At 65.2% G+C, this 17,490-nt stretch carries 17 protein-coding genes and 3 pseudogenes; 6 read left to right on the top strand and 14 right to left on the bottom strand.

The annotated features are described in order from the left end of the window. The 4 genes from AC5Y2S_RS05275 to AC5Y2S_RS05260 all read right to left on the bottom strand — a co-directional run bounded on the left by AC5Y2S_RS05275 (position 1) and on the right by AC5Y2S_RS05260 (position 2,774). Positions 1-498: a hypothetical protein gene (locus AC5Y2S_RS05275; RefSeq protein ID WP_499954440.1), complete on the bottom strand. Its 498-nt coding sequence runs from the start codon at positions 496-498 to the stop codon at positions 1-3. A 50-nt stretch (positions 499-548) separates the two neighbouring features. Then, positions 549-992: a peptide-methionine (R)-S-oxide reductase MsrB gene (gene msrB / locus AC5Y2S_RS05270; protein WP_499955632.1), complete on the bottom strand. Its 444-nt coding sequence runs from the start codon at positions 990-992 to the stop codon at positions 549-551. 95 nt (positions 993-1,087) lie between these two features. Then, on the bottom strand, positions 1,088-2,062 hold the full coding sequence (gene nrdF, locus AC5Y2S_RS05265; protein ID WP_499901823.1) for a class 1b ribonucleoside-diphosphate reductase subunit beta: 975 nt from the start codon (positions 2,060-2,062) through the stop codon (positions 1,088-1,090). Between the two features lie 109 nt (positions 2,063-2,171). After that, complete coding sequence (locus tag AC5Y2S_RS05260) at positions 2,172-2,774, bottom strand: TetR/AcrR family transcriptional regulator (protein WP_499954438.1); 603 nt, start codon at positions 2,772-2,774, stop codon at positions 2,172-2,174. Between the two features lie 95 nt (positions 2,775-2,869). Here AC5Y2S_RS05260 and AC5Y2S_RS05255 point away from each other — a divergent pair, with 95 nt between their 5' ends. From AC5Y2S_RS05255 to AC5Y2S_RS05245, 3 genes are read left to right on the top strand one after another with little or no spacing between them, the layout of a single operon-like run. Continuing rightward, positions 2,870-4,444, top strand: coding sequence for a phytoene desaturase family protein (locus tag AC5Y2S_RS05255; protein WP_499954436.1), 1,575 nt, complete (start codon positions 2,870-2,872; stop codon positions 4,442-4,444). A gap of 40 nt (positions 4,445-4,484) precedes the next feature. Further along, positions 4,485-4,931: an SRPBCC family protein gene (locus AC5Y2S_RS05250; RefSeq protein ID WP_499954434.1), complete on the top strand. Its 447-nt coding sequence runs from the start codon at positions 4,485-4,487 to the stop codon at positions 4,929-4,931. Then, on the top strand, positions 4,915-5,463 hold the full coding sequence (locus AC5Y2S_RS05245) for a TetR/AcrR family transcriptional regulator (RefSeq protein ID WP_499954432.1): 549 nt from the start codon (positions 4,915-4,917) through the stop codon (positions 5,461-5,463). The genes AC5Y2S_RS05250 and AC5Y2S_RS05245 overlap by 17 nt, the downstream gene beginning before the upstream one ends. On the opposite strand, the gene AC5Y2S_RS05240 is transcribed toward AC5Y2S_RS05245, so the two are convergent. Next, entirely contained in the window at positions 5,438-6,007 is a 570-nt protein-coding gene (locus AC5Y2S_RS05240; RefSeq protein WP_499954430.1) for a TetR/AcrR family transcriptional regulator, read from the bottom strand. The genes AC5Y2S_RS05245 and AC5Y2S_RS05240 overlap by 26 nt on opposite strands. Positions 6,008-6,108: 101 nt before the next feature. On the opposite strand from AC5Y2S_RS05240, the gene AC5Y2S_RS05235 reads away from it, so the two are divergent. Next, positions 6,109-7,029, top strand: coding sequence for an SDR family NAD(P)-dependent oxidoreductase (locus AC5Y2S_RS05235; RefSeq protein WP_499954428.1), 921 nt, complete (start codon positions 6,109-6,111; stop codon positions 7,027-7,029). On the opposite strand, the gene AC5Y2S_RS05230 is transcribed toward AC5Y2S_RS05235, so the two are convergent. The 9 genes and pseudogenes from AC5Y2S_RS05230 to AC5Y2S_RS05190 all read right to left on the bottom strand — a co-directional run bounded on the left by AC5Y2S_RS05230 (position 6,988) and on the right by AC5Y2S_RS05190 (position 15,688). Next, positions 6,988-8,532, bottom strand: coding sequence for a flavin-containing monooxygenase (locus tag AC5Y2S_RS05230; RefSeq protein ID WP_499955630.1), 1,545 nt, complete (start codon positions 8,530-8,532; stop codon positions 6,988-6,990). The genes AC5Y2S_RS05235 and AC5Y2S_RS05230 overlap by 42 nt on opposite strands. A gap of 117 nt (positions 8,533-8,649) precedes the next feature. Further along, entirely contained in the window at positions 8,650-9,381 is a 732-nt protein-coding gene (locus tag AC5Y2S_RS05225) for a TetR/AcrR family transcriptional regulator (RefSeq protein ID WP_499954426.1), read from the bottom strand. A 69-nt stretch (positions 9,382-9,450) separates the two neighbouring features. Continuing rightward, positions 9,451-11,067: pseudogene (gene nrdE, locus AC5Y2S_RS05220) on the bottom strand (class 1b ribonucleoside-diphosphate reductase subunit alpha); the annotation flags it as partial. Positions 11,068-11,091: 24 nt separating this feature from the next. Then, positions 11,092-12,279, bottom strand: a pseudogene (locus AC5Y2S_RS05215) (LAGLIDADG family homing endonuclease); the annotation flags it as partial. 6 nt (positions 12,280-12,285) lie between these two features. Beyond that, positions 12,286-12,843: pseudogene (locus AC5Y2S_RS05210) on the bottom strand (ribonucleotide reductase N-terminal alpha domain-containing protein); the annotation flags it as partial. Further along, complete coding sequence (gene nrdI, locus AC5Y2S_RS05205; protein WP_499954424.1) at positions 12,813-13,259, bottom strand: class Ib ribonucleoside-diphosphate reductase assembly flavoprotein NrdI; 447 nt, start codon at positions 13,257-13,259, stop codon at positions 12,813-12,815. The pseudogene AC5Y2S_RS05210 and the gene nrdI, both read right to left, overlap by 31 nt. A gap of 80 nt (positions 13,260-13,339) precedes the next feature. Continuing rightward, the gene (locus tag AC5Y2S_RS05200; protein WP_499954422.1) at positions 13,340-14,005 is read right to left on the bottom strand and encodes a hypothetical protein; all 666 of its coding nucleotides are present in this window, start codon (positions 14,003-14,005) and stop codon (positions 13,340-13,342) included. 332 nt (positions 14,006-14,337) lie between these two features. After that, positions 14,338-14,598, bottom strand: a complete 261-nt coding sequence (locus AC5Y2S_RS05195; RefSeq protein ID WP_499954420.1) for a redoxin NrdH — start codon at positions 14,596-14,598, stop codon at positions 14,338-14,340. A gap of 532 nt (positions 14,599-15,130) precedes the next feature. Then, positions 15,131-15,688 (bottom strand): NAD(P)H-dependent oxidoreductase, encoded by a 558-nt coding sequence (locus tag AC5Y2S_RS05190; protein WP_499954418.1) that lies wholly within the window; start codon positions 15,686-15,688, stop codon positions 15,131-15,133. Between the two features lie 88 nt (positions 15,689-15,776). Between AC5Y2S_RS05190 and AC5Y2S_RS05185 the strand changes: the two genes are divergently transcribed. Beyond that, entirely contained in the window at positions 15,777-16,376 is a 600-nt protein-coding gene (locus AC5Y2S_RS05185; protein ID WP_499954417.1) for a TetR/AcrR family transcriptional regulator, read from the top strand. Between the two features lie 7 nt (positions 16,377-16,383). Continuing rightward, positions 16,384-17,412: a DNA polymerase IV gene (locus AC5Y2S_RS05180; protein WP_499954416.1), complete on the top strand. Its 1,029-nt coding sequence runs from the start codon at positions 16,384-16,386 to the stop codon at positions 17,410-17,412. The last annotated feature ends 78 nt before the right edge of the window (positions 17,413-17,490 follow it).

The following is a 17,490-nucleotide window of genomic DNA, read 5'->3' as shown; positions in this document are numbered from 1 at the left end:
TCACCCGTTCTCGTCGCGCAAAGCTTGCATCGCCAAGTCGTTGAGCAACTGCCGGCCGGCGTCGGTGCGTAACACAGGCAGCATCGCGGAGACAACACCAGCGGCGGTGAGCGCCAGGCGTAGCAGACCGTCGGGCGCCGTAGCCGCGTCGCCGAGCACCTCATACTCGGCCCTGGGATCTCCCGAATGTTGTGCCATGGCCATCCGGGCCACGAGCCGGTTGTCGCGGTCGAGACCGGTCTCGTCGTCGCTAGACGCCAAGCGAAGGGTTTCGCCGATCTCAGCGACTTCGTCGGGTTCGCAGAGCTGAGCCATCAGTTGCCACAGGATCGAAATGGTGGCGCGGATCAGCTGCGGCAGCCGCCCGGCCGGGATCACCTCGTCGTCGACGATGACGCGCATACCCGCCTCGTCGCCGCGCTCGCCGTGCTGAATCAGCGCCAACGCGCGACGGAAGTCCGCCGCACCCACGGGGTCGTCACTGCTCACGCTGTTCATCCTGCCCGGCCTGCAACGCCGATGATGTACGACGACGGAACTCGGCCGGCTCAGAGGGCCTGGAAGGTCAGAGCGACGCCGTTCATGCAGTACCGGAGACCGGTCGGCCGCGGTCCGTCGTTGAACACGTGGCCGAGGTGACCGCCGCATTGGCTGCACAGAACTTCGGTGCGCATCACGCCCAGGCCGGCGTCTGGGCGTTGCAGCACCGCGTTGTCCAGGGCCTTCCAGAAGCTCGGCCAACCGGTGCCGCTGTCGAACTTCGTGTCCGAGGAGTAGAGGTGCAGCCCGCAGCCCGCGCAGCCATACACGCCGCGACGGTGTTCGTCATTGAGTGGGCTGGTGAACGGAGTCTCGGTGCCCGCGTTACGCAACACGTTGTATTGGGCCGGGGTCAGCAGTCTTTGCCACTCGGCGTCGCTGTGGGTCACGGCGAAGCCGGTATCAGGCGATGCCGACGAAGTACCCTCGGCGAAGGCCCCGACCGTGAGCATCGACATCACGCCTGCGCTTGCCCCGGTGAGAAATCGCCGTCTCGTCACGTCCACAGCATCAGTGTGACGAGTTGACCCGGGCGACGTCGAACTGTCTAGAAGTCCCAGTCCTCGTCCTCGGTGACGACGGCCTTGCCGATCACGTACGACGAGCCCGAGCCGGAGAAGAAGTCGTGGTTTTCGTCGGCGTTGGGTGACAGCGCCGACAGGATCGCCGGGTTCACGTCGGTCTCGTCGCGCGGGAACATCGCCTCGTAGCCGAGGTTCATCAGCGCCTTGTTGGCGTTGTACCGGATGAACTTTTTGACGTCCTCGGTCAGCCCGACCTCGTCGTAGAGGTCCTGCGTGTATTCCACCTCGTTGTCGTAGAGCTCGAAGAGCAGTTCGTAGGTGTAGTCCTTGATGTCGGCGCGCCTGGCGTCGTCGGCCAAGGCCAAGCCACGCTGGAACTTGTAGCCGATGTAGTAGCCGTGCACGGCCTCGTCGCGGATGATCAGCCGGATCAGGTCCGCGGTGTTGGTCAGCTTGGCCCGGCTCGACCAGTACATCGGCAGGTAGAAACCGGAATAGAAGAGGAAGCTTTCCAGCAGCACCGAGGCCACCTTGCGCTTGAGCGCGTCGTCGCCCCGGTAGTAGTCGATCACGATCTGGGCCTTGCGCTGCAGGTTGACGTTCTCTTCCGACCAGCGGAAGGCGTCGTCGATCTCGGTGGTCGAGCACAGCGTGGAGAAGATCGAGCTGTAGCTCTTGGCGTGCACCGACTCCATGAACGCGAAGTTGGTGAGGACGGCCTCCTCGTGCGGCGTCAGGGCATCCGGAATCATGCTGACCGCGCCGACCGTGCTCTGAACGGTGTCCAGCAGCGTCAGGCCCGTGAACACCCGCATCGTCAGCTGCTTTTCACTGTCGGTGAGCGTGCCCCACGACGGCAGGTCGTTGGACACCGGCACCTTCTCGGGTAACCAGAAATTTCCGGTCACCCGCTCCCAGACCTCGGCGTCCTTGTCGTCTTGCACCCGGTTCCAGTTGATCGCCGAGGTCCGGTCAATCAGCTTCATGTTCGTCACCAGAACCCTTCTTCACCAGCCGGTTTTGCCTTCGATGTCTAGGGCACAAACACTACCCCTGGGGTACGACAAGGCGGTGGAACACAACAACTTGTGTCTGCGTGTCGCGGCGTCAGTCCAATCCGACCTCTCGCAAGGTGTGCGTCAACCCGTCCTCGAGGGTGCGCAGCGCGATGTCGGTGAGGCGGCTGAGTTCGTCGATGTCCTCACCGCCGTTGCCCATCCAGGCCTCGAGCGACGCGAACACGGCGGTCGCCAGGCTGTTGGCCGCGATGTCGGCGATCATGGCCCCGTCGGCGGTGGGTGCCGATCGTTGGTGGATGAAGCGGGCGATCTCGTCGGCCACCTGATCGCGCATCCGGCGAATGTGCGTGGTGATGATGTCCTGGTCGAGGTCGCGCGACCGGATGGTGGCCGCTTCGCGGACCATCGCGAAGTCAAAAGGGAACGCGTCCACGGCTTTTCGCACCGACGCCGTGATGGGCTCGCCGTGCGGGCGCAACGCCAGCGCGCGGGCGAACCATTCGAAGCCGATGTCGTAGTCGGCGAAGATCACCGCGTGCTTGGACGGGAAGTGCCGATAGAAGGTCCGCTCGGTCACCCCGACGTCGGCGGCGATGTCCGAGACGCTGGTTTGGTGCACGCCGTCGGCGACGAAGCGCTTCATCGCCGCCTGTTGCAGCGCCTGGCGGGTGCGCTGGCTACGAGATTCCACGGGAGTAAGCAGACACCAAATGTCACCATTGACGCAAATATGTCACATATGACATTGTGCCTTCAGTCGGGCGGATCATCACCGGAGGAGTCACCATGGCTGACTACGACGCGATCATCATCGGGGCTGGCCACAACGGCCTGGTCGCCGCGAACGTGCTGGCGAAGGGCGGCGCGAAAGTGCTTGTCCTGGAACGGGCGCACTTCCTCGGCGGGATGGCCGCCACCCGCGAACTGTTCGACGGATACAAGCACAGCGTCGGCGCGTGGGCCGTGCTGATCTGGCGCCAGGAGATGACCGAACGGCTCGAGCTGACCAAATGGGGCTTCGAGCTGATGGATCAGTGGACATCGACGTGCACGTTCGGCGACGCCGCCGACACCCCGTTCGTGATGTACAACGACCTCGAGCGCATGGCGCGCCACCTGCTCGACGACCACGGCGCCGACACCGCGGCGGCCCTGGGCGGCCTGTTCGCCCACATCGGCCGCTTCGCACCGTATTTCGTCGACTCGGCGTTCGGCCCGCCGCTGGACATCATCGAGGTGATCGCCTCCCAGCCCACGCCCGCAGACCGCCACGATTTCGCCCAGATGTGGTACGGCAGCACGATGGACACGGTCCGGCGCTTCCTCGCGCCCGACCAGGCCCGCTGCATCCAGGGGTCGCTCGCGGCGATGTCGATCGACGCGTTCGACGGCGGACCCTGGACCCCCGGCTCGAACGCATCGACCTTGTACCACTACCTGATTGGCGGCGGCAACGTCGAATACATCATGCCGCGCGGGGGCATCGGCGCCCTGAGCGCGGCGCTGTGCCGGCGCGCCGAATCGCTGGGCGCCGAGGTGCAGATGAAACAGCACGTCAAGGACATCCTGGTCACCGACGGACGCGCCACCGGCGTCCAATTGCGGGATGGCACAACGATTTCGGCCGACGTGGTGCTCTCGTCGCTCGACCCCTGCACCACGTTCGTGAACCTGGCCGGCGCGCAGAACTTTCCGCCCGACTACATCCGCAAGATCAAGGAGATCAACTTCAACCTGGGATACATCCAGGCGCACCTCACCATTGACCAAGCGCCCCAATGGATCGAGCGCCTGCAACCCTACATGCACGACAACGGCCAGTGGTGTCCCACGGTCGCGTACGCGCCGTCGCCGGAGTACATCAGCGACGCGTGGGAGCAGTACCGCAAGGGGCAGCTTCCGGACGCGCCGCCCACCTACCTGTACATCCCCAGCATGGTCGACTCGTCGTTGGCGCCGGAGGGCAAGCACAGCGCGACCATCTTCACCCCGTACTTCCCCACCGGGCTGGACGCCGACGAAAACCGTAGCTGGAAGGAGCAATACGCCGACACCTGCGTGCGCATCTTCGACAGCTTCGCCCCCGGGTTCGCCGACTCCGTCACCAATCGCGTCGTGTTCTCCAACCGCTACTTCGGCAGCACCTTCAGCGCGCACGCCGGCGACTACTCGCACGGCCTGCTGCAGCCCAACCAGCTGTGGACCGGCCGCGTCGTCGAGGGCGCCGACAAGTTCGCCACCCCGGTGGACGGGCTCTTCCTGTGCGGCCAGTGCACGCATCCCGGCCCGGGCGTGACCGGCATCCCCGGCTGGAACGGCGCGGAGGCGGCCCTCAAGCACCTCAACGCCCGCGTCGCGTAGGGGCATTGCAAAGCCCGAATTTGGATGTACCATTTGGTACATGTTTACCGAAGACAGCATCGAGATCGACGCGCCGCCGCAGGTCGTGTGGGACGTCTTCAGCGACGTCGAGCGCTGGCCCGAGTGGACCGCGTCGGTCACCTCCCTGGCCGGGCGGGACGGTTCCGCCCTGGCCGTGGGCAGGCGGTTCTCGATCAAGCAACCCGGCCTGCAGAAGCTGACCTGGAAGGTCGCCGAGATCGAGCCCGGCAGCTCCTGGACGTGGGTGACCCGTTCCCCCGGCGTGCAGGTGACCGCTCGCCACTACGTCACCACCCTGCCCGGCGGCCGCACCCTGGTGCGCCAGGAACTCGATCAGCGGGGCGCCCTCGGCGCGCTGGTGGGGCGGTTGACGGTCAAGCGGACCAAGCGCTTCCTCGCGATGGAGGCCCGGGGCCTCAAGGCCCGGTCTGAGCAGGTCAGCCGCGCCAATGGCCCGCACGCCTGACCTGGCGCGGCGCCGCGAATTACTGGATGCGCTGTTCGACGAGTTCGCCGCCAACGGCATCGGCGACCGGTCGCTGCGCGATGTCGCCGCCGCGGTCGGCACCAGCCACCGGATGCTGTTGCACCACTTCGGTTCTCGCGAAGACCTGTTGATCGCGATCGTCGAGGAGGCCGAGCGCCGCCAGATGGCGCTCGTACCCGACCTGCCGCAGAGCCCGGCCGACGGTTTCGCCGCGATGTGGGCCGACCTCCGCCGCCCCGAACTGCGCCAGCTGGAGCGGCTCTTCTTCGAGTGCTACTCACGCGCGGCCCAGGGCGAAAAGCCGTTCACGCGAATGGTTCCCGGCGCCGTCGACGGCTGGCTGCGCGAGGTCGAATCGGCCGCGGCCGGCGTTGAATACGACGGCGCGATGGCGCGGCTCGGGCTGGCCGTCACCCGCGGCCTGCTGCTGGACCTGGTGGCCACCGACGACGAGGCCGGCGTGGATGCCGCCGCACAGGCGTTCATCACGCTTTTGGCAACACCGAGATGAGCGTGTCGATGAGCTCCTCGGCGTTGGTGTGCCACTTGTCCAAATCCATGTGGCCGGTCAGATCCAGGCCCGTCATGCCGTGCGCGCTGGTCAACAGCAGCGCCCCATAGCGCCTGGCCTGTTGGGGGCCGGTGACGCGCCCCACCATGTCGAGAAACAGGGCCTGAGTGCGCTCGGCGGCGCGGACCGCCTCGGTCAGGTCACCGCCGGGCGGCGTGAACATCAGGCGGTACAGGTGGGGCCGGGCACGGCCCATGGTGACCAGCGATAGCAGGGCCGAACGCAGGGCCTCCTCCGGCGAGTCGTCACCGGCCGCCAAATCCTCCAGCACGTCGCCCAATTCGCTCAGCGCGTTGGTGGCCAAGACCGTGAGCAGCGACTCCTTGTCGGCGAAGTGGCGGTAGGCCGCCGAGTGCGAAACCCCGGCCCGAGCGCCCACCTCACGCAGCGTGACGGCCTCGACCCCGCCGAGGTCGAGCAACGCTCCCGCGGCCTCGAGCAGCGAACTGCGGGTCGCCGCCGCGCTTTCCGCTCGAGTCGTCACCCGCAGAGCATAAGCCCGACGCCCAGTTGACAATGTCAACTCAAACGCTTAACTTCAGTTGACAACGTCAACTCAAATCTCCCCACCGGATGGAGACCGCCATGAATTCGTCCAATCCCCCCGACCCTGATCAGCTGATCGTGGTGACCGGCGCGTCCACCGGGATGGGCGCGGCCACCGCAAGGGAACTGGCCCGCAGGGGTTTTCACGTGCTCGCCGGTGTCCGCCGCGCGGCCGACGCCGACGCGCTGCGCGCCGACGGGCTGGAACGGCTCGAACCCCACATCCTGGACATCACCGTCGAATCCGACATCGCCGCGATCGCCGACCGCGTCGCGAACGATCCGCTGCGGCGTCCGCTTCGCGCGCTGGTCAACAACGCCGGGATCGCGATCAACGCGCCCGTCGAGACGCTGCCGATTACCCAGTGGCGCAAGCAGTTCGAGGTCAACCTGTTCGGGCACATCGCGATGACCCAGGCGCTGTTGCCTGCCCTGCTGCTGAGCTCGGGCACCGTGGTGAACATCAGTTCCGTCGGGGGCAAGGTCGTCTTGCCGACGTATGGCGCGTACGCCGGTTCGAAGTTCGCGCTCGAGGCGGTCAGCGACGCCCTGCGCCGGGAGGTCGGCGAGCTCGGGATCAAGGTCGTCGTCGTCGAGCCCGGCGCGGTCAAGACCGAGATGGCGGAGCGTGGGATCGCCACCGCGGAGCGACTGATGGCCGACATGACCCCCGCCCAGCTCGCACGCTACGACCGCCTGGCCGCGGCCGTCACGGCCCAAGCCCGATCCTTCGGCGAGGACGGGGTTTCGGCCGAACACGCCGCGAAGGTGATCGGTAAGGCCGCGACCGCGGCTCGTCCGCGGACCCGCTACACCATCGGCCGCGACGCCGCGATCCTCGCGCGGGTCAGCCGTGTGGCGTCCGACCGGATTCTGGACCGCATTGTGCGGCTGAGCCTTCGGTCGTTTGCGAAAAGCTCAGCCGCGAACGGCCGCCGCGCGGCGGTCGTCGGCGCGTGAGCCGGTGTTGACCCCGAAGAACTGGTACTCCTCCGGTTTCACCCCACGGGTGGCCCGCCAGTACTCCCAGGTGTAGCCGCCCCACAGCACGGTGTTCTTGCCGTGCTCGTCGAGGTACCAGCTGCTGCAGCCGCCGCTGTTCCACACCGAGTGCGAAAGCCGTTGCTGCAGTTCGTCGTTGAACCGGTCCTGCGCCTCGCGGGTGGGCGCCAGCGCCTGCGCGCCCATCTTGTCGCATTTCGCGATCGCGTCGGCGACGTAGTGGATCTGGGATTCGATCATGAACACCACGGAGTTGTGACCGAGCCCCGTGTTGGGTCCCAGCAGGAAGAACAGGTTCGGCACGTCGGCGACGGTGATGCCCCGATGCGCACCGATGCCCTCGCGGTTCCAGCGGTCGACCAGGTCCTCGCCGTGTCGCCCCTTGATCTGGACGTAGGTGTAGGAGTCGGTGACGTGGAAGCCGGTGCCGTAGACGATCACGTCCACCTTGCGCTCCCGACCGTCGGCCGTGACGATCCCGTCGCGCGTGATCCGGGTGATGCCGTCGGTGACCAGTTCGGTCTTCGGGTCGGCGACGGCGCCGTAATACGTGGAGGAGTTCAGGATTCGCTTGCAGCCGATGCGGTAGTGCGGGGTCAGCTTGCGGCGCAGCTCGCGGTCCTTGACCGAGCGCCGGATGTTGTATTTCGCGTAGGCCTCGATGATCTTCAGCGCGTTCGGCCGCTTCGTCATGCCGAAGGCCAGCGCCTCCTGGCCCCAGTAGATCGCCATGCGCACCGCCGCACGCAGGCCGGGAACGTTCTCCATGGCCCGCCGCAGCGCCACGGGCAGCTCGGGGTTGGACCGCGGCACCACCCAGGGCGGGGTGCGCTGGTAGAGCTGCAGCTCGGCCACCTGCCCGACGATCTCGGGCACGATCTGGATCGCGCTGGCGCCGGTGCCGATCACGGCCACCCGCTTGCCGGTCAGGTCGACGCTGTGGTCCCACTCCGCGGAATGGAAAGCGGGACCGGCGAATTCGTCGCGGCCCTCGATGTCGGGGAACGACGGGACGTGCAACGCGCCGGCACCGGAGATGAGGAACTGCGCGACGTACTCACGTCCGTCGGTGGTGAACACGTGCCAGCGGTTCTCGTCGTCGTCCCAGTGGCCCCGGTCGACCAGTGAGTTGAACACGATGTAGCGGCGCAGCCCGTATTTCTCGGTGACGCCCTTGAGGTAGTCCCAGATCTCGGGCTGATACGAGAACGGGTTCTTCCAGTCGGGCTTGGGCTCGAAGGAGAAGGAGTAGAGGTGCGACGGGATGTCGCAGGCGCAGCCGGGATAGCTGTTGTCGCGCCAAGTGCCGCCGACGTCGCCGGCCTTCTCCAGGATGACGAAGTCCACGCCCTGTTGCTGCAGCCGGATGCCCATGCCCAGGCCGGAGAAGCCGGTCCCGATGATCAGGGCGCGGGTGTGCACCGGCTCCTGCGCCTGTTGCGTCGGCCCGGCTTGTGTCATGGCATCGGTCACGGCGGATCGGTCTTCCTGTTGGCTCACGCAAATACCCAGTACCCAGGGTATCGGATAGGGCGAGTGTTGACGATCGCCGGGACGATGTCAACGTGCCGAAAGTCCTCAGCTGGCGGCGGGGCTGCTGGGCACCACGCTGTGAATCGGCTGGTCGGGATTCATCGCGATGCCCAGCGCGTCGGCAGTGCCGACGATGACGCCCATCATGATGGTGGTCAGGTGGGCGACGAATCGCTCGCGCGGCATGCGCCGCGGGCTGTCGGCCTCGGGGCCCAGCCACCACTCGGTGGCCGAGGCGGCCGAGCCGAAGGCGGCGTTACCGGCCAGTTCGATCGCCGCGTGGTCCAGCTCCATCTCCCGCAGCTCGTTGTCGAACATGTCGGCCACGGCCAGGGTGATGCCGCGGCCCTCCTCCAGGATCTTGGGGCTCGCGGCGGAGCGGCCCTGGATGAACACCCGCAGCACGTTGGGGTGCTGGTCGACCAGGTTGACGTACTCCTCGACGGCGCGCCGGATCACCTCGCGCGCCGAATCGGTCTTCAGGTCGATCGACGGGAAGATCGCCCCCCACAGCATGTCGCGCAGGCGCTCGCCGATCGCCTGGAACAGATCGGACTTGTCGTGGAAGTGCCGGTAGATCTTGGGCTTGGCGGTGCCGGCCTCCTCGGCGATCTCCCGCACGCTCAGCTCGGGCCCCAGGCGGTCGATCGCCCGGAACGCCGCGTCCACGATCTCGCCGCGCACCTTCTTGCGGTGTTCGCGCCACCGTTCGCTGCGCGCGTCGACCTTCACCCCGGGCTTCACGCTCGGATGGGGAGGTCGAGGAATTCTCACCACATCAAGCACCATACCGCGCAGGAGCCGCTGACCTGGGCAGACCGGCGCCGCCGCGACGCGCGCGGCGCCCTACAGCATGCAGCTGACGCAACCCTCCACCTCGGTGCCCTCCAGGGCCATCTGGCGCAACCGGATGTAGTACAGCGTCTTGATTCCCTTGCGCCAGGCGTAAATCTGCGCCTTGTTCACGTCGCGGGTGGTGGCGGTGTCCTTGAAGAACAGCGTCAGCGAGAGCCCCTGGTCCACGTGCTGGGTGGCCGCGGCGTAGGTGTCGATGATCTTCTCGTAGCCGATCTCGTAGGCGTCCTGGTAGTACTCCAGGTTCTCGTTGGTCATGTAGGGCGCCGGGTAGTAGACCCGCCCGATCTTGCCCTCCTTGCGGATCTCGACCTTGGAGACGATGGGGTGGATCGAAGACGTGGAGTGATTGATGTAGGAGATCGACCCGGTCGGCGGCACAGCCTGCAGGTTCTGGTTGTAGATGCCGTTGGCCTGGACCGACTCCTTCAGCCGCTTCCAATCGTCCTGAGTGGGGATGCGGATCTCGGCGTCGGCGAACAGCTGGCGCACCTTGTCGGTCGCCGGCTCCCACACCTGCTCGGTGTACTTGTCGAAGAACTCCCCCGAGGCGTACTTGGACTTCTCGAAACCCTTGAAGTGGGTGCCGCGTTCGATCGCGATGCGGTTCGACGCCCGCAGCGCGTGGTAGAGCACCGTGTAGAAGTAGATGTTGGTGAAGTCGATGCCTTCCTCGGACCCGTAGAAGATGCCCTCGCGGGCCAGGTAGCCGTGCAGGTTCATCTGCCCGAGGCCGATCGCGTGGGAATCATTGTTGCCCTGCTCGATTGAGGGCACCGACGTGATGTGCGTCTGGTCGCTGACCGCGGTGAGCGCGCGGATGGACACCTCGATCGTCTGGGCGAAGTCCGGTGAGTCCATCGTCTTGGCGATGTTCAGCGACCCCAGGTTGCACGAAATGTCCTTGCCGACCTTGGCATACGACAGGTCGTCGTTGAACAACGACGGCGTGGACACCTGCAGGATCTCCGAGCACAGGTTCGAATGCGTGATCTTGCCCTCGATGGGGTTGGCCCGGTTCACCGTGTCCTCGAACATGATGTACGGGTAGCCCGACTCGAACTGCAGCTCGGCCAGCGTCTGGAAGAACTCGCGCGCCTTGATCTTGGTCTTGCGGATGCGCGCGTCGTCGACCATCTCGTAGTACTTCTCAGTCACCGAGATGTCGGCGAACGGCACGCCGTAGACGCGCTCGACGTCGTACGGCGAGAACAGGTACATGTCCTCGTTCTTCTTGGCCAGCTCGAAGGTGATGTCGGGGATCACCACCCCCAGGCTCAGGGTCTTGATGCGGATCTTCTCGTCGGCGTTTTCCCGCTTGGTGTCCAGGAAGCGATAGATGTCGGGGTGATGCGCCTGCAGGTACACCGCGCCGGCGCCCTGGCGCGCCCCCAGTTGGTTGGCGTAGGAGAACGAGTCCTCCAGCAGCTTCATGATCGGGATGACACCCGAGGACTGGTTCTCGATGTTCTTGATCGGCGCGCCGTGCTCGCGAATGTTGGAGAGCAGCAACGCGACACCCCCGCCGCGCTTGGACAGCTGCAGGGCGGAGTTGATCGATCGCCCGATCGACTCCATGTTGTCCTCGATGCGCAGCAGGAAGCAGTTGTGTACTACCGTGCCGCGAATCGTGTACGTATGCGTGTCCTCGACGTGGAGGTTGTACACCTTGGAGGGAACCTCATCTGTGCGCCTCAATTCGCGAATGCCGTAGACGTGCCTTCCGTATACGACCCGATAGGTCGTGCGCGAGGTCCCCTTCTGGCCGACGTAGTTGTGAAGGTTCTTGCCGACGTCGAAAATGAAGTCTTCGTTGGCCCCGGGCAGACCGGGCACGAACACCTGTCCCGTCGCATTGCCCGATTGGTTGGTGTATTGACGGACCCTGGACACAATCCCGTTGCGGCGCAACAGTAGCTGCACCTGATCGATCAGCTCCGGATTCACCAGGTCGAGCACCATGCCGCCGGCGGTGCTGCACCCGTCTCCGCGGAACAAACCGGCCAGCAATCCACGCTGAAACTCTTCATCGGCCGTTAAGACGTCGTGGGACAACCGCTTTGAGTGATATCCCGTGCCGACCAGGGAGAGGAACAGCGACACAACGACCTTGCTGTTGCAAATCATGCGCACCGACTGGTCGGACACACTCTGGTGTACGGCGAGGTCGGCTGCAAAGACTCGCTTGAATGCTGCCGCCAACTCCTGCTGGTACAAGAGTTCGTGCGTGCCGATCGTGAAGTGGATACCGTTGGGAGTCCTGCCCGTAGGCCCCGATCGCTTAGAGATATGGCCTTCGGCGACGTACCAGCCAAGGAGAAGGCCGAGGTCGTACGACTCTTCAACATAGCGATTGACCGACACGAAGCGCATATGGTGGCGCTGCTTGTTGCGGTGTTTCCGATCGGTGTTGACCTTGCGTATCAGCCCGTCGACCTCTTCATACTCGCCTGCGCCGGCGTACTCCATCAGGTCGTAGAGACGCCGCGACCGTTCCTCCAGCGGTGCTGCCGTCACGATGAAGTCGGTGGGACGAATGTCTTTGGCAGCCAACCAAACGAATCCGTTGAAGGAGTCGGCTCCGTCGCCATCGATAAGTGTCTGCACATCACGCGTGGTCCACACCAGGATCGGATGCTCGGGAGTGCACAGGATTGGCTCCTTGTGCCCGAAGTGTGAAATCGAGATGAGTGCTTGGTCGTTGGGGTTCTCGATTACGGACTCGACGACGGAGAAGGATCCGTCGTGCGAAAGCACCCGGTCACCTGCGCGCAAAGTCTCGATGGCCTGCGGGCCCTCGGGGGTGTCCACGGGGGTTCCGGCAGGAAAACACGAAACTGGCTCACCGCGCTGCTTTTTCCCCGAGTTCAGGAACGTCGGGGTGGCCGGCTGGAACCGTCCTTCGATGATCTCGTCGACCAGCTTCTCGGCCAGCCCGGTGTCGCCGGACGCCAACGTCAGCGCCACCATGACGACGCGGTCCTCGAAGCGCTCCAGATAGCGCTTCCCGTCGAACGTCTTCAGCGTGTAGGAGGTGTAGTACTTGAACGCGCCGAGAAACGTCGGGAAGCGGAACTTCTTGGCGTAGGCGCGGTCCAGCAGCTCCTTGACGAAGTTCCGCGAGTACTGGTCGAGAACCTCACGCTCGTAATAGTTCTCGCGGATCAGGTAGTCGAGCTTCTCGTCCTGATTGTGGAAGAAGACGGTGTTCTGGTTGACGTGCTCCAGGAAGTACTGCCGCGCCGCGAGCACGTCCTTGTCGAACTGAATCCTGCCGTCCTTGTCGTACAGGTTCAGCATCGCGTTCAGAGCGTGGTAGTCCGTTTCGTCGGACGACGCATGCGTGCCGGCGGCTACAGGCTCTGCAGTGACGGTTGGTGGCACGTCTGTTCCTTCCAGAAGTCGGCGAGACCGGCGCGGACGGCATCCACGTCGTCGGGGGTCCCCATCAGTTCGAAGCGGTAAAGATAGGGAACGCCGCACTTGCGCGAGATGATGTTGCCCGCGTACGCGAATGCGATCCCGTAGTCGTTGTTGCCCGCGGCGATGACGCCGCGGATCAACGACCGATTGAGCTCATTGTTCAAGAAGGCGATGACCTGTTTAGGGACATACCCCGCGGCGTTGGTGTCCAAGTCGTGCCGTCCGCCGCCGTACGTCGGCACTATCAGCACATACGGCTCGCCGACCTCAATGCGCCCGTGCAGCGGTATCCGCGTGGCGGGAACACCCAGCTTCTGCACGAAGCGGTGGGTGCTCTCCGACACGGAAGAGAAATAGACCAGGTTGCGCGACTGCACCGCAACCTCCTTACTTATCGTCCACTGTCGCCACGCACTCCGCTCGGCGCCAGCCGCGCAAGATTTGTGCATCTCGCTACTCAACTGGCGACGAGTGCGACGAGTTGAGCTGCTGGAAGGGCGGCCATCATGTTGACGGCGAATGGCCAAACGATGTTGTTCACGACGTTTTTCCACATGCTCTTGTGCGAGCTGTTTGCCGCCCCTCGGACTACAGCCCCTGCCAAGCGCTCAAGAGCGTCCTGAAGGCTGAAGTCACCGACCGCTGCGTAGTTGTCGACGCACCATCGAACGTGGGCAATGACGTCATTAATGTGAGTGCTCAGCGTAAGTGGCAGCGACTTATCAGCAGTCAATACCTCGGAGACGCTGTCAATGTATTCGTTGATTCTGTCGAGGCCGTCGTCTTCGAGTGTCGGCACCACGTCATCTAAGCGCTCAGCAAGCATCTCAAGGGTATCGATGCTTCGCTGGTCTATTGTTGCCGTGCCTGCACCAACCCACCCGCTCTTATACGCGAAAACGATTTGGTACCACGCCGGGAGAGCTGCCCGCGCTACACGCATGTTTCGACCCTGGCTTTCCAGCAAGCGCAGAAGCTCATCGATCTCTCCTAGATGACGAACTGCCAATTCATGGTCTTGCCAGTTCTCTCCGTTGAGACCGCGAGCTGTTGCGGCGTCGGTGTTGTGCGCACCACGCCAAGTAAGAAATCTGGCGTGTAGTAGCTGCGCTGGGTTGGTCATTCGAAAAGTCCTCTCTCTAACTCACAGTCGTCGATGCCGGTCGATGTCGGGATGGCGGCATCTCACAGCAGTCCCGCGTCGTAACGCGAGGTTTACGCCGTGCGGATTCCGCTTCGACCCTGTCATGCAGGCTGACCTTGTCGTATAGAGATGTTGCCCATTCGGCCCTAGCGAGTCGGGTGACGGCGACGGCGGCCTGGCGGTTTGTTGCGAAGCCCCTGCGGAGACAGATGCACGTTTGGCGTAGGAGGCACGTAAGCGGCGATTACCGTCTGCAATTAGCCCGATCTCTGTGCCCGACGTCTCCACTACTACCGCACATATCAACATTGTCAGCCGACCAACGTTGCCCCAGATGCCGCGATTTCGTGGCCCGCGAGCGCCTTGATGCGATCGGGCCGGAAACCCGACCAGTGGTCGTTGTCCGCAACCACGACGGGAGCCTGCAGGTAGCCCAGCGCCATCACATAGTCCCGCGACTCGGAGTCCAGCGTGATGTCGACCTTCTGGTAGGCAATGCCCTGCTTGTCCAGGGCCTTGAAGGTGGCGCTGCACTGCACGCACGCGGGCTTGGTGTAGACGGTGATGCTCATGGATGCCGCTCCTTTGCGGAAGGTGGGGAACCTGTAACGGACTGGCAACTACCTGGGTATTGCAACGAACTCGGTCTTCGCTGTGTTTCGGCGGCCCGTCAGGACCCCAGATTCCCGTCTTGCGGCGCTGGACGGCGAAGGCGCCGCCTTCGACATCTTCGAGCCGATTCGGGGAAGTCCCCAAGCCCGGCCAGCGTGGGGATCCTGGGATCTGCCGGTGCCTCGAAACACTACACCTAGTGGCCGACAAGTTGTCTAGATACAAGATGTTCTGAATAACAATTCTGAAATTCCCTGGTCGTAAGGCCTCCCGGCGCGACTCGCCCGGCGTGTCGCAGATCACAGGTTGGTCTCGGGTCGACATGCGAACCGGTATATCAGCGGCCACCGACAGAAGCGGCCCGATCGCCGGGCCGCGCCCACCCCGGCCCCGATCACCAGCAAAGCCGCCAGCGCGGGCTGGCGGCTTCGGCTATTCGACTAACGAAACGTCGCTGGTGGCCGGGAAGCGGCTTGTTCGTTCCCGCCAAATTCAGCCGACTTCGGCGGCCAGCTTGCCGACGACGTCGCGCACGTTGGCCGAGAGCTCCGCGTGCTCGGCGGGCGCCTTGCCGTCCAGGGTTTTGAAGGGCACCGAGAGCTTGATCGCGTCGACCACCCGGGCGCCGGCGATCCCGAACGACTTGCGGGTCTCGTCGTGCGCCCACACCCCGCCGTACCGACCGAAGCCACCCCCGATGACCGCTAGGGGCTTGCCCTTCAGCGCGCCGTCGCCGAAGGGACGGGACAACCAGTCGATCGCGTTCTTGATGACCGCCGGGATGCTGCCGTTGTATTCGGGGGTGACGACCAGTGCGGCGTCCGCCTCGGCCGCGGCGGCGCGCAGCGCGGTCACCGGGGCCAGCGGCGGGGCGTCGGTGGTCATCGCGTCGTCGATCTCCTCGTTGTAGAACGGCACCTCGCCGAGTCCCTCGAAGATCGTGACGGTCACGCCGTCGGAAGCGACCGCCCCCGCCAGTTCGGCGATCTGGCGGTTGATCGACGCCGCGCGCAAACTGCCCACTAACGCCAAGATCTTGATCTCTGCCACTGTTCGTCCCTTCGGCTGTTGGTGTACATCCTCGCACGCCCCAACCGGACCATAGTCCGATTTATTCCGACGGCGCTAAAGTGCGGGTGTGAGCAGTGTCGAGCGGTCGCGCGAGTTGCCCGTGTCGGTTCCCCAGGAACGGGGCGACGCGGCGCGCAACCGCGCGCTCCTGCTTCAGGCCGCCCGCAGGCTGGTCGCCGAGCGCGGCGCGGACGCGGTCACCATGGACGACGTCGCCGCCGCCGCGGGCGTCGGCAAGGGCACGCTGTTCCGCCGCTTCGGCAGCCGCGCGGGCCTGATGATGGTGCTGCTCGACGAGGACGAGCGGGCCAGCCAGCAGGCTTTTCTGTTCGGGCCGCCACCGCTCGGGCCCGACGCCCCACCGCTGGATCGGCTGGTCGCCTTCGGCCGCGAGCGGATGCGCTTCGTCCACACCCACCACGCGCTGCTGTCGGCGGCCAACCGCGACCCGCAGCTGCGCCACGCCGGGGCGGGCGCCGTGCAGCGCACGCACGTGCGGGTGCTGCTGTCCTCGGCGGGCACCACCGGCGATCTCGACGTCCAGACCGACGCGCTGCTGGCCCTGCTCGACGCCGATTACGTCGAACACCAACTCACCGGCGGGCACACCATGGACACGCTGTGCGACGCGTGGGAAAGCCTGGCGCGCAAGCTCTGCGGGCGGTGACGGCCGCGTGAGCTGGGTCCTGCACGTCGACCTCGACCAATTTCTGGCGTCGGTCGAGCTGCGCCGCCACCCCGAACTGGCCGGGCTGCCGGTCATCGTCGGCGGCAGCGGTGATCCGACCGAACCGCGCAAGGTGGTCACCTGCGCCTCGTACGAGGCCCGCGAATTCGGCGTGCACGCCGGCATGCCGTTGCGCACCGCCGCCCGCCGCTGCCCTGACGCGACTTTCCTGCCGTCGGACCCGGCCGCCTACGACGCGGCCTCCGACCAGGTGATGGGCCTGCTACGCGACCTGGGGCACCCGGTCGAGGTGTGGGGCTGGGACGAGGCGTACGTCGGCGTCGACGGCGGGGATCCGACCGAGGTGGCAGAACAGATCCGAACGGTCGTCGCGTCGGAAACCGGGCTGTCCTGCTCGGTCGGAATCAGCGACAACAAGCAGCGGGCAAAGGTCGCCACCGGCTTCGCGAAACCGGCCGGCATCTTCGCGCTCACCGAGGCGAACTGGATGACGGTGATGGCGGACCGCCCGGTCGACGCGCTATGGGGCGTGGGTCCCAAGACGGCGAAAAAGCTTGCGGCCCTTGATATCACCACGGTGCGTCAGCTCGCGCACGCCGACGCCGAGCTGCTGACGTCGACATTCGGCCCGCGCACCGGCCTGTGGCTGCTGCTGCTGGCCAAGGGTGGCGGCGACGCGCAGGTCAGCGCCGAACCGTGGATACCCCGGTCGCGCAGCCACGTCGTCACCTTTCCGCGCGACCTCACCGATCGGGCCGAAATGGACGCGGCCATAACGGGATTGGCGCGCCACGCTTTGGACGACGTGCTGGCGGGCGGACGGATCGTCACCCGCGTGGCCGTCACCGTGCGGACCGCGACGTTTTACACCCGAACCAAGATCCGCAAGCTGCCCGCCCCCACCACCGACGCCGACACCATCACGCAAGCGGCCCTGCGCGTGCTGGACCTTTTCGAGCTGGACCGCCCGATTCGGTTACTCGGCGTGCGACTCGAGCTGGCCATGGGACACTAGTGTCCTGAGTCATTAATTTGGGTGCAGTAGTTGCTGATGCTGGCCAGGATTTGGTCGGCGGTCTTGGTCCAGACGTAC

The organism is Mycobacterium sp. NGS69 (assembly GCF_059812165.1).
The sequence above is the reverse complement of the archived record's forward strand: the minus strand, read 5'-3'. Positions and strand labels throughout refer to the sequence as shown.

Coding starts and splice junctions, on each gene's coding strand:
- AC5Y2S_RS05275 (WP_499954440.1), bottom strand. CDS start 498: ATGAACAGCGTGAGCAGTGACGACCCCGTGGGTGCGGCGGACTTCCGT.
- msrB (WP_499955632.1), bottom strand. CDS start 992: ATGCTCACGGTCGGGGCCTTCGCCGAGGGTACTTCGTCGGCATCGCCT.
- AC5Y2S_RS05255 (WP_499954436.1), top strand. CDS start 2,870: ATGGCTGACTACGACGCGATCATCATCGGGGCTGGCCACAACGGCCTG.
- AC5Y2S_RS05250 (WP_499954434.1), top strand. CDS start 4,485: ATGTTTACCGAAGACAGCATCGAGATCGACGCGCCGCCGCAGGTCGTG.
- AC5Y2S_RS05245 (WP_499954432.1), top strand. CDS start 4,915: ATGGCCCGCACGCCTGACCTGGCGCGGCGCCGCGAATTACTGGATGCG.
- AC5Y2S_RS05235 (WP_499954428.1), top strand. CDS start 6,109: ATGAATTCGTCCAATCCCCCCGACCCTGATCAGCTGATCGTGGTGACC.
- AC5Y2S_RS05230 (WP_499955630.1), bottom strand. CDS start 8,532: ATGACACAAGCCGGGCCGACGCAACAGGCGCAGGAGCCGGTGCACACC.
- AC5Y2S_RS05200 (WP_499954422.1), bottom strand. CDS start 14,005: ATGACCAACCCAGCGCAGCTACTACACGCCAGATTTCTTACTTGGCGT.
- AC5Y2S_RS05195 (WP_499954420.1), bottom strand. CDS start 14,598: ATGAGCATCACCGTCTACACCAAGCCCGCGTGCGTGCAGTGCAGCGCC.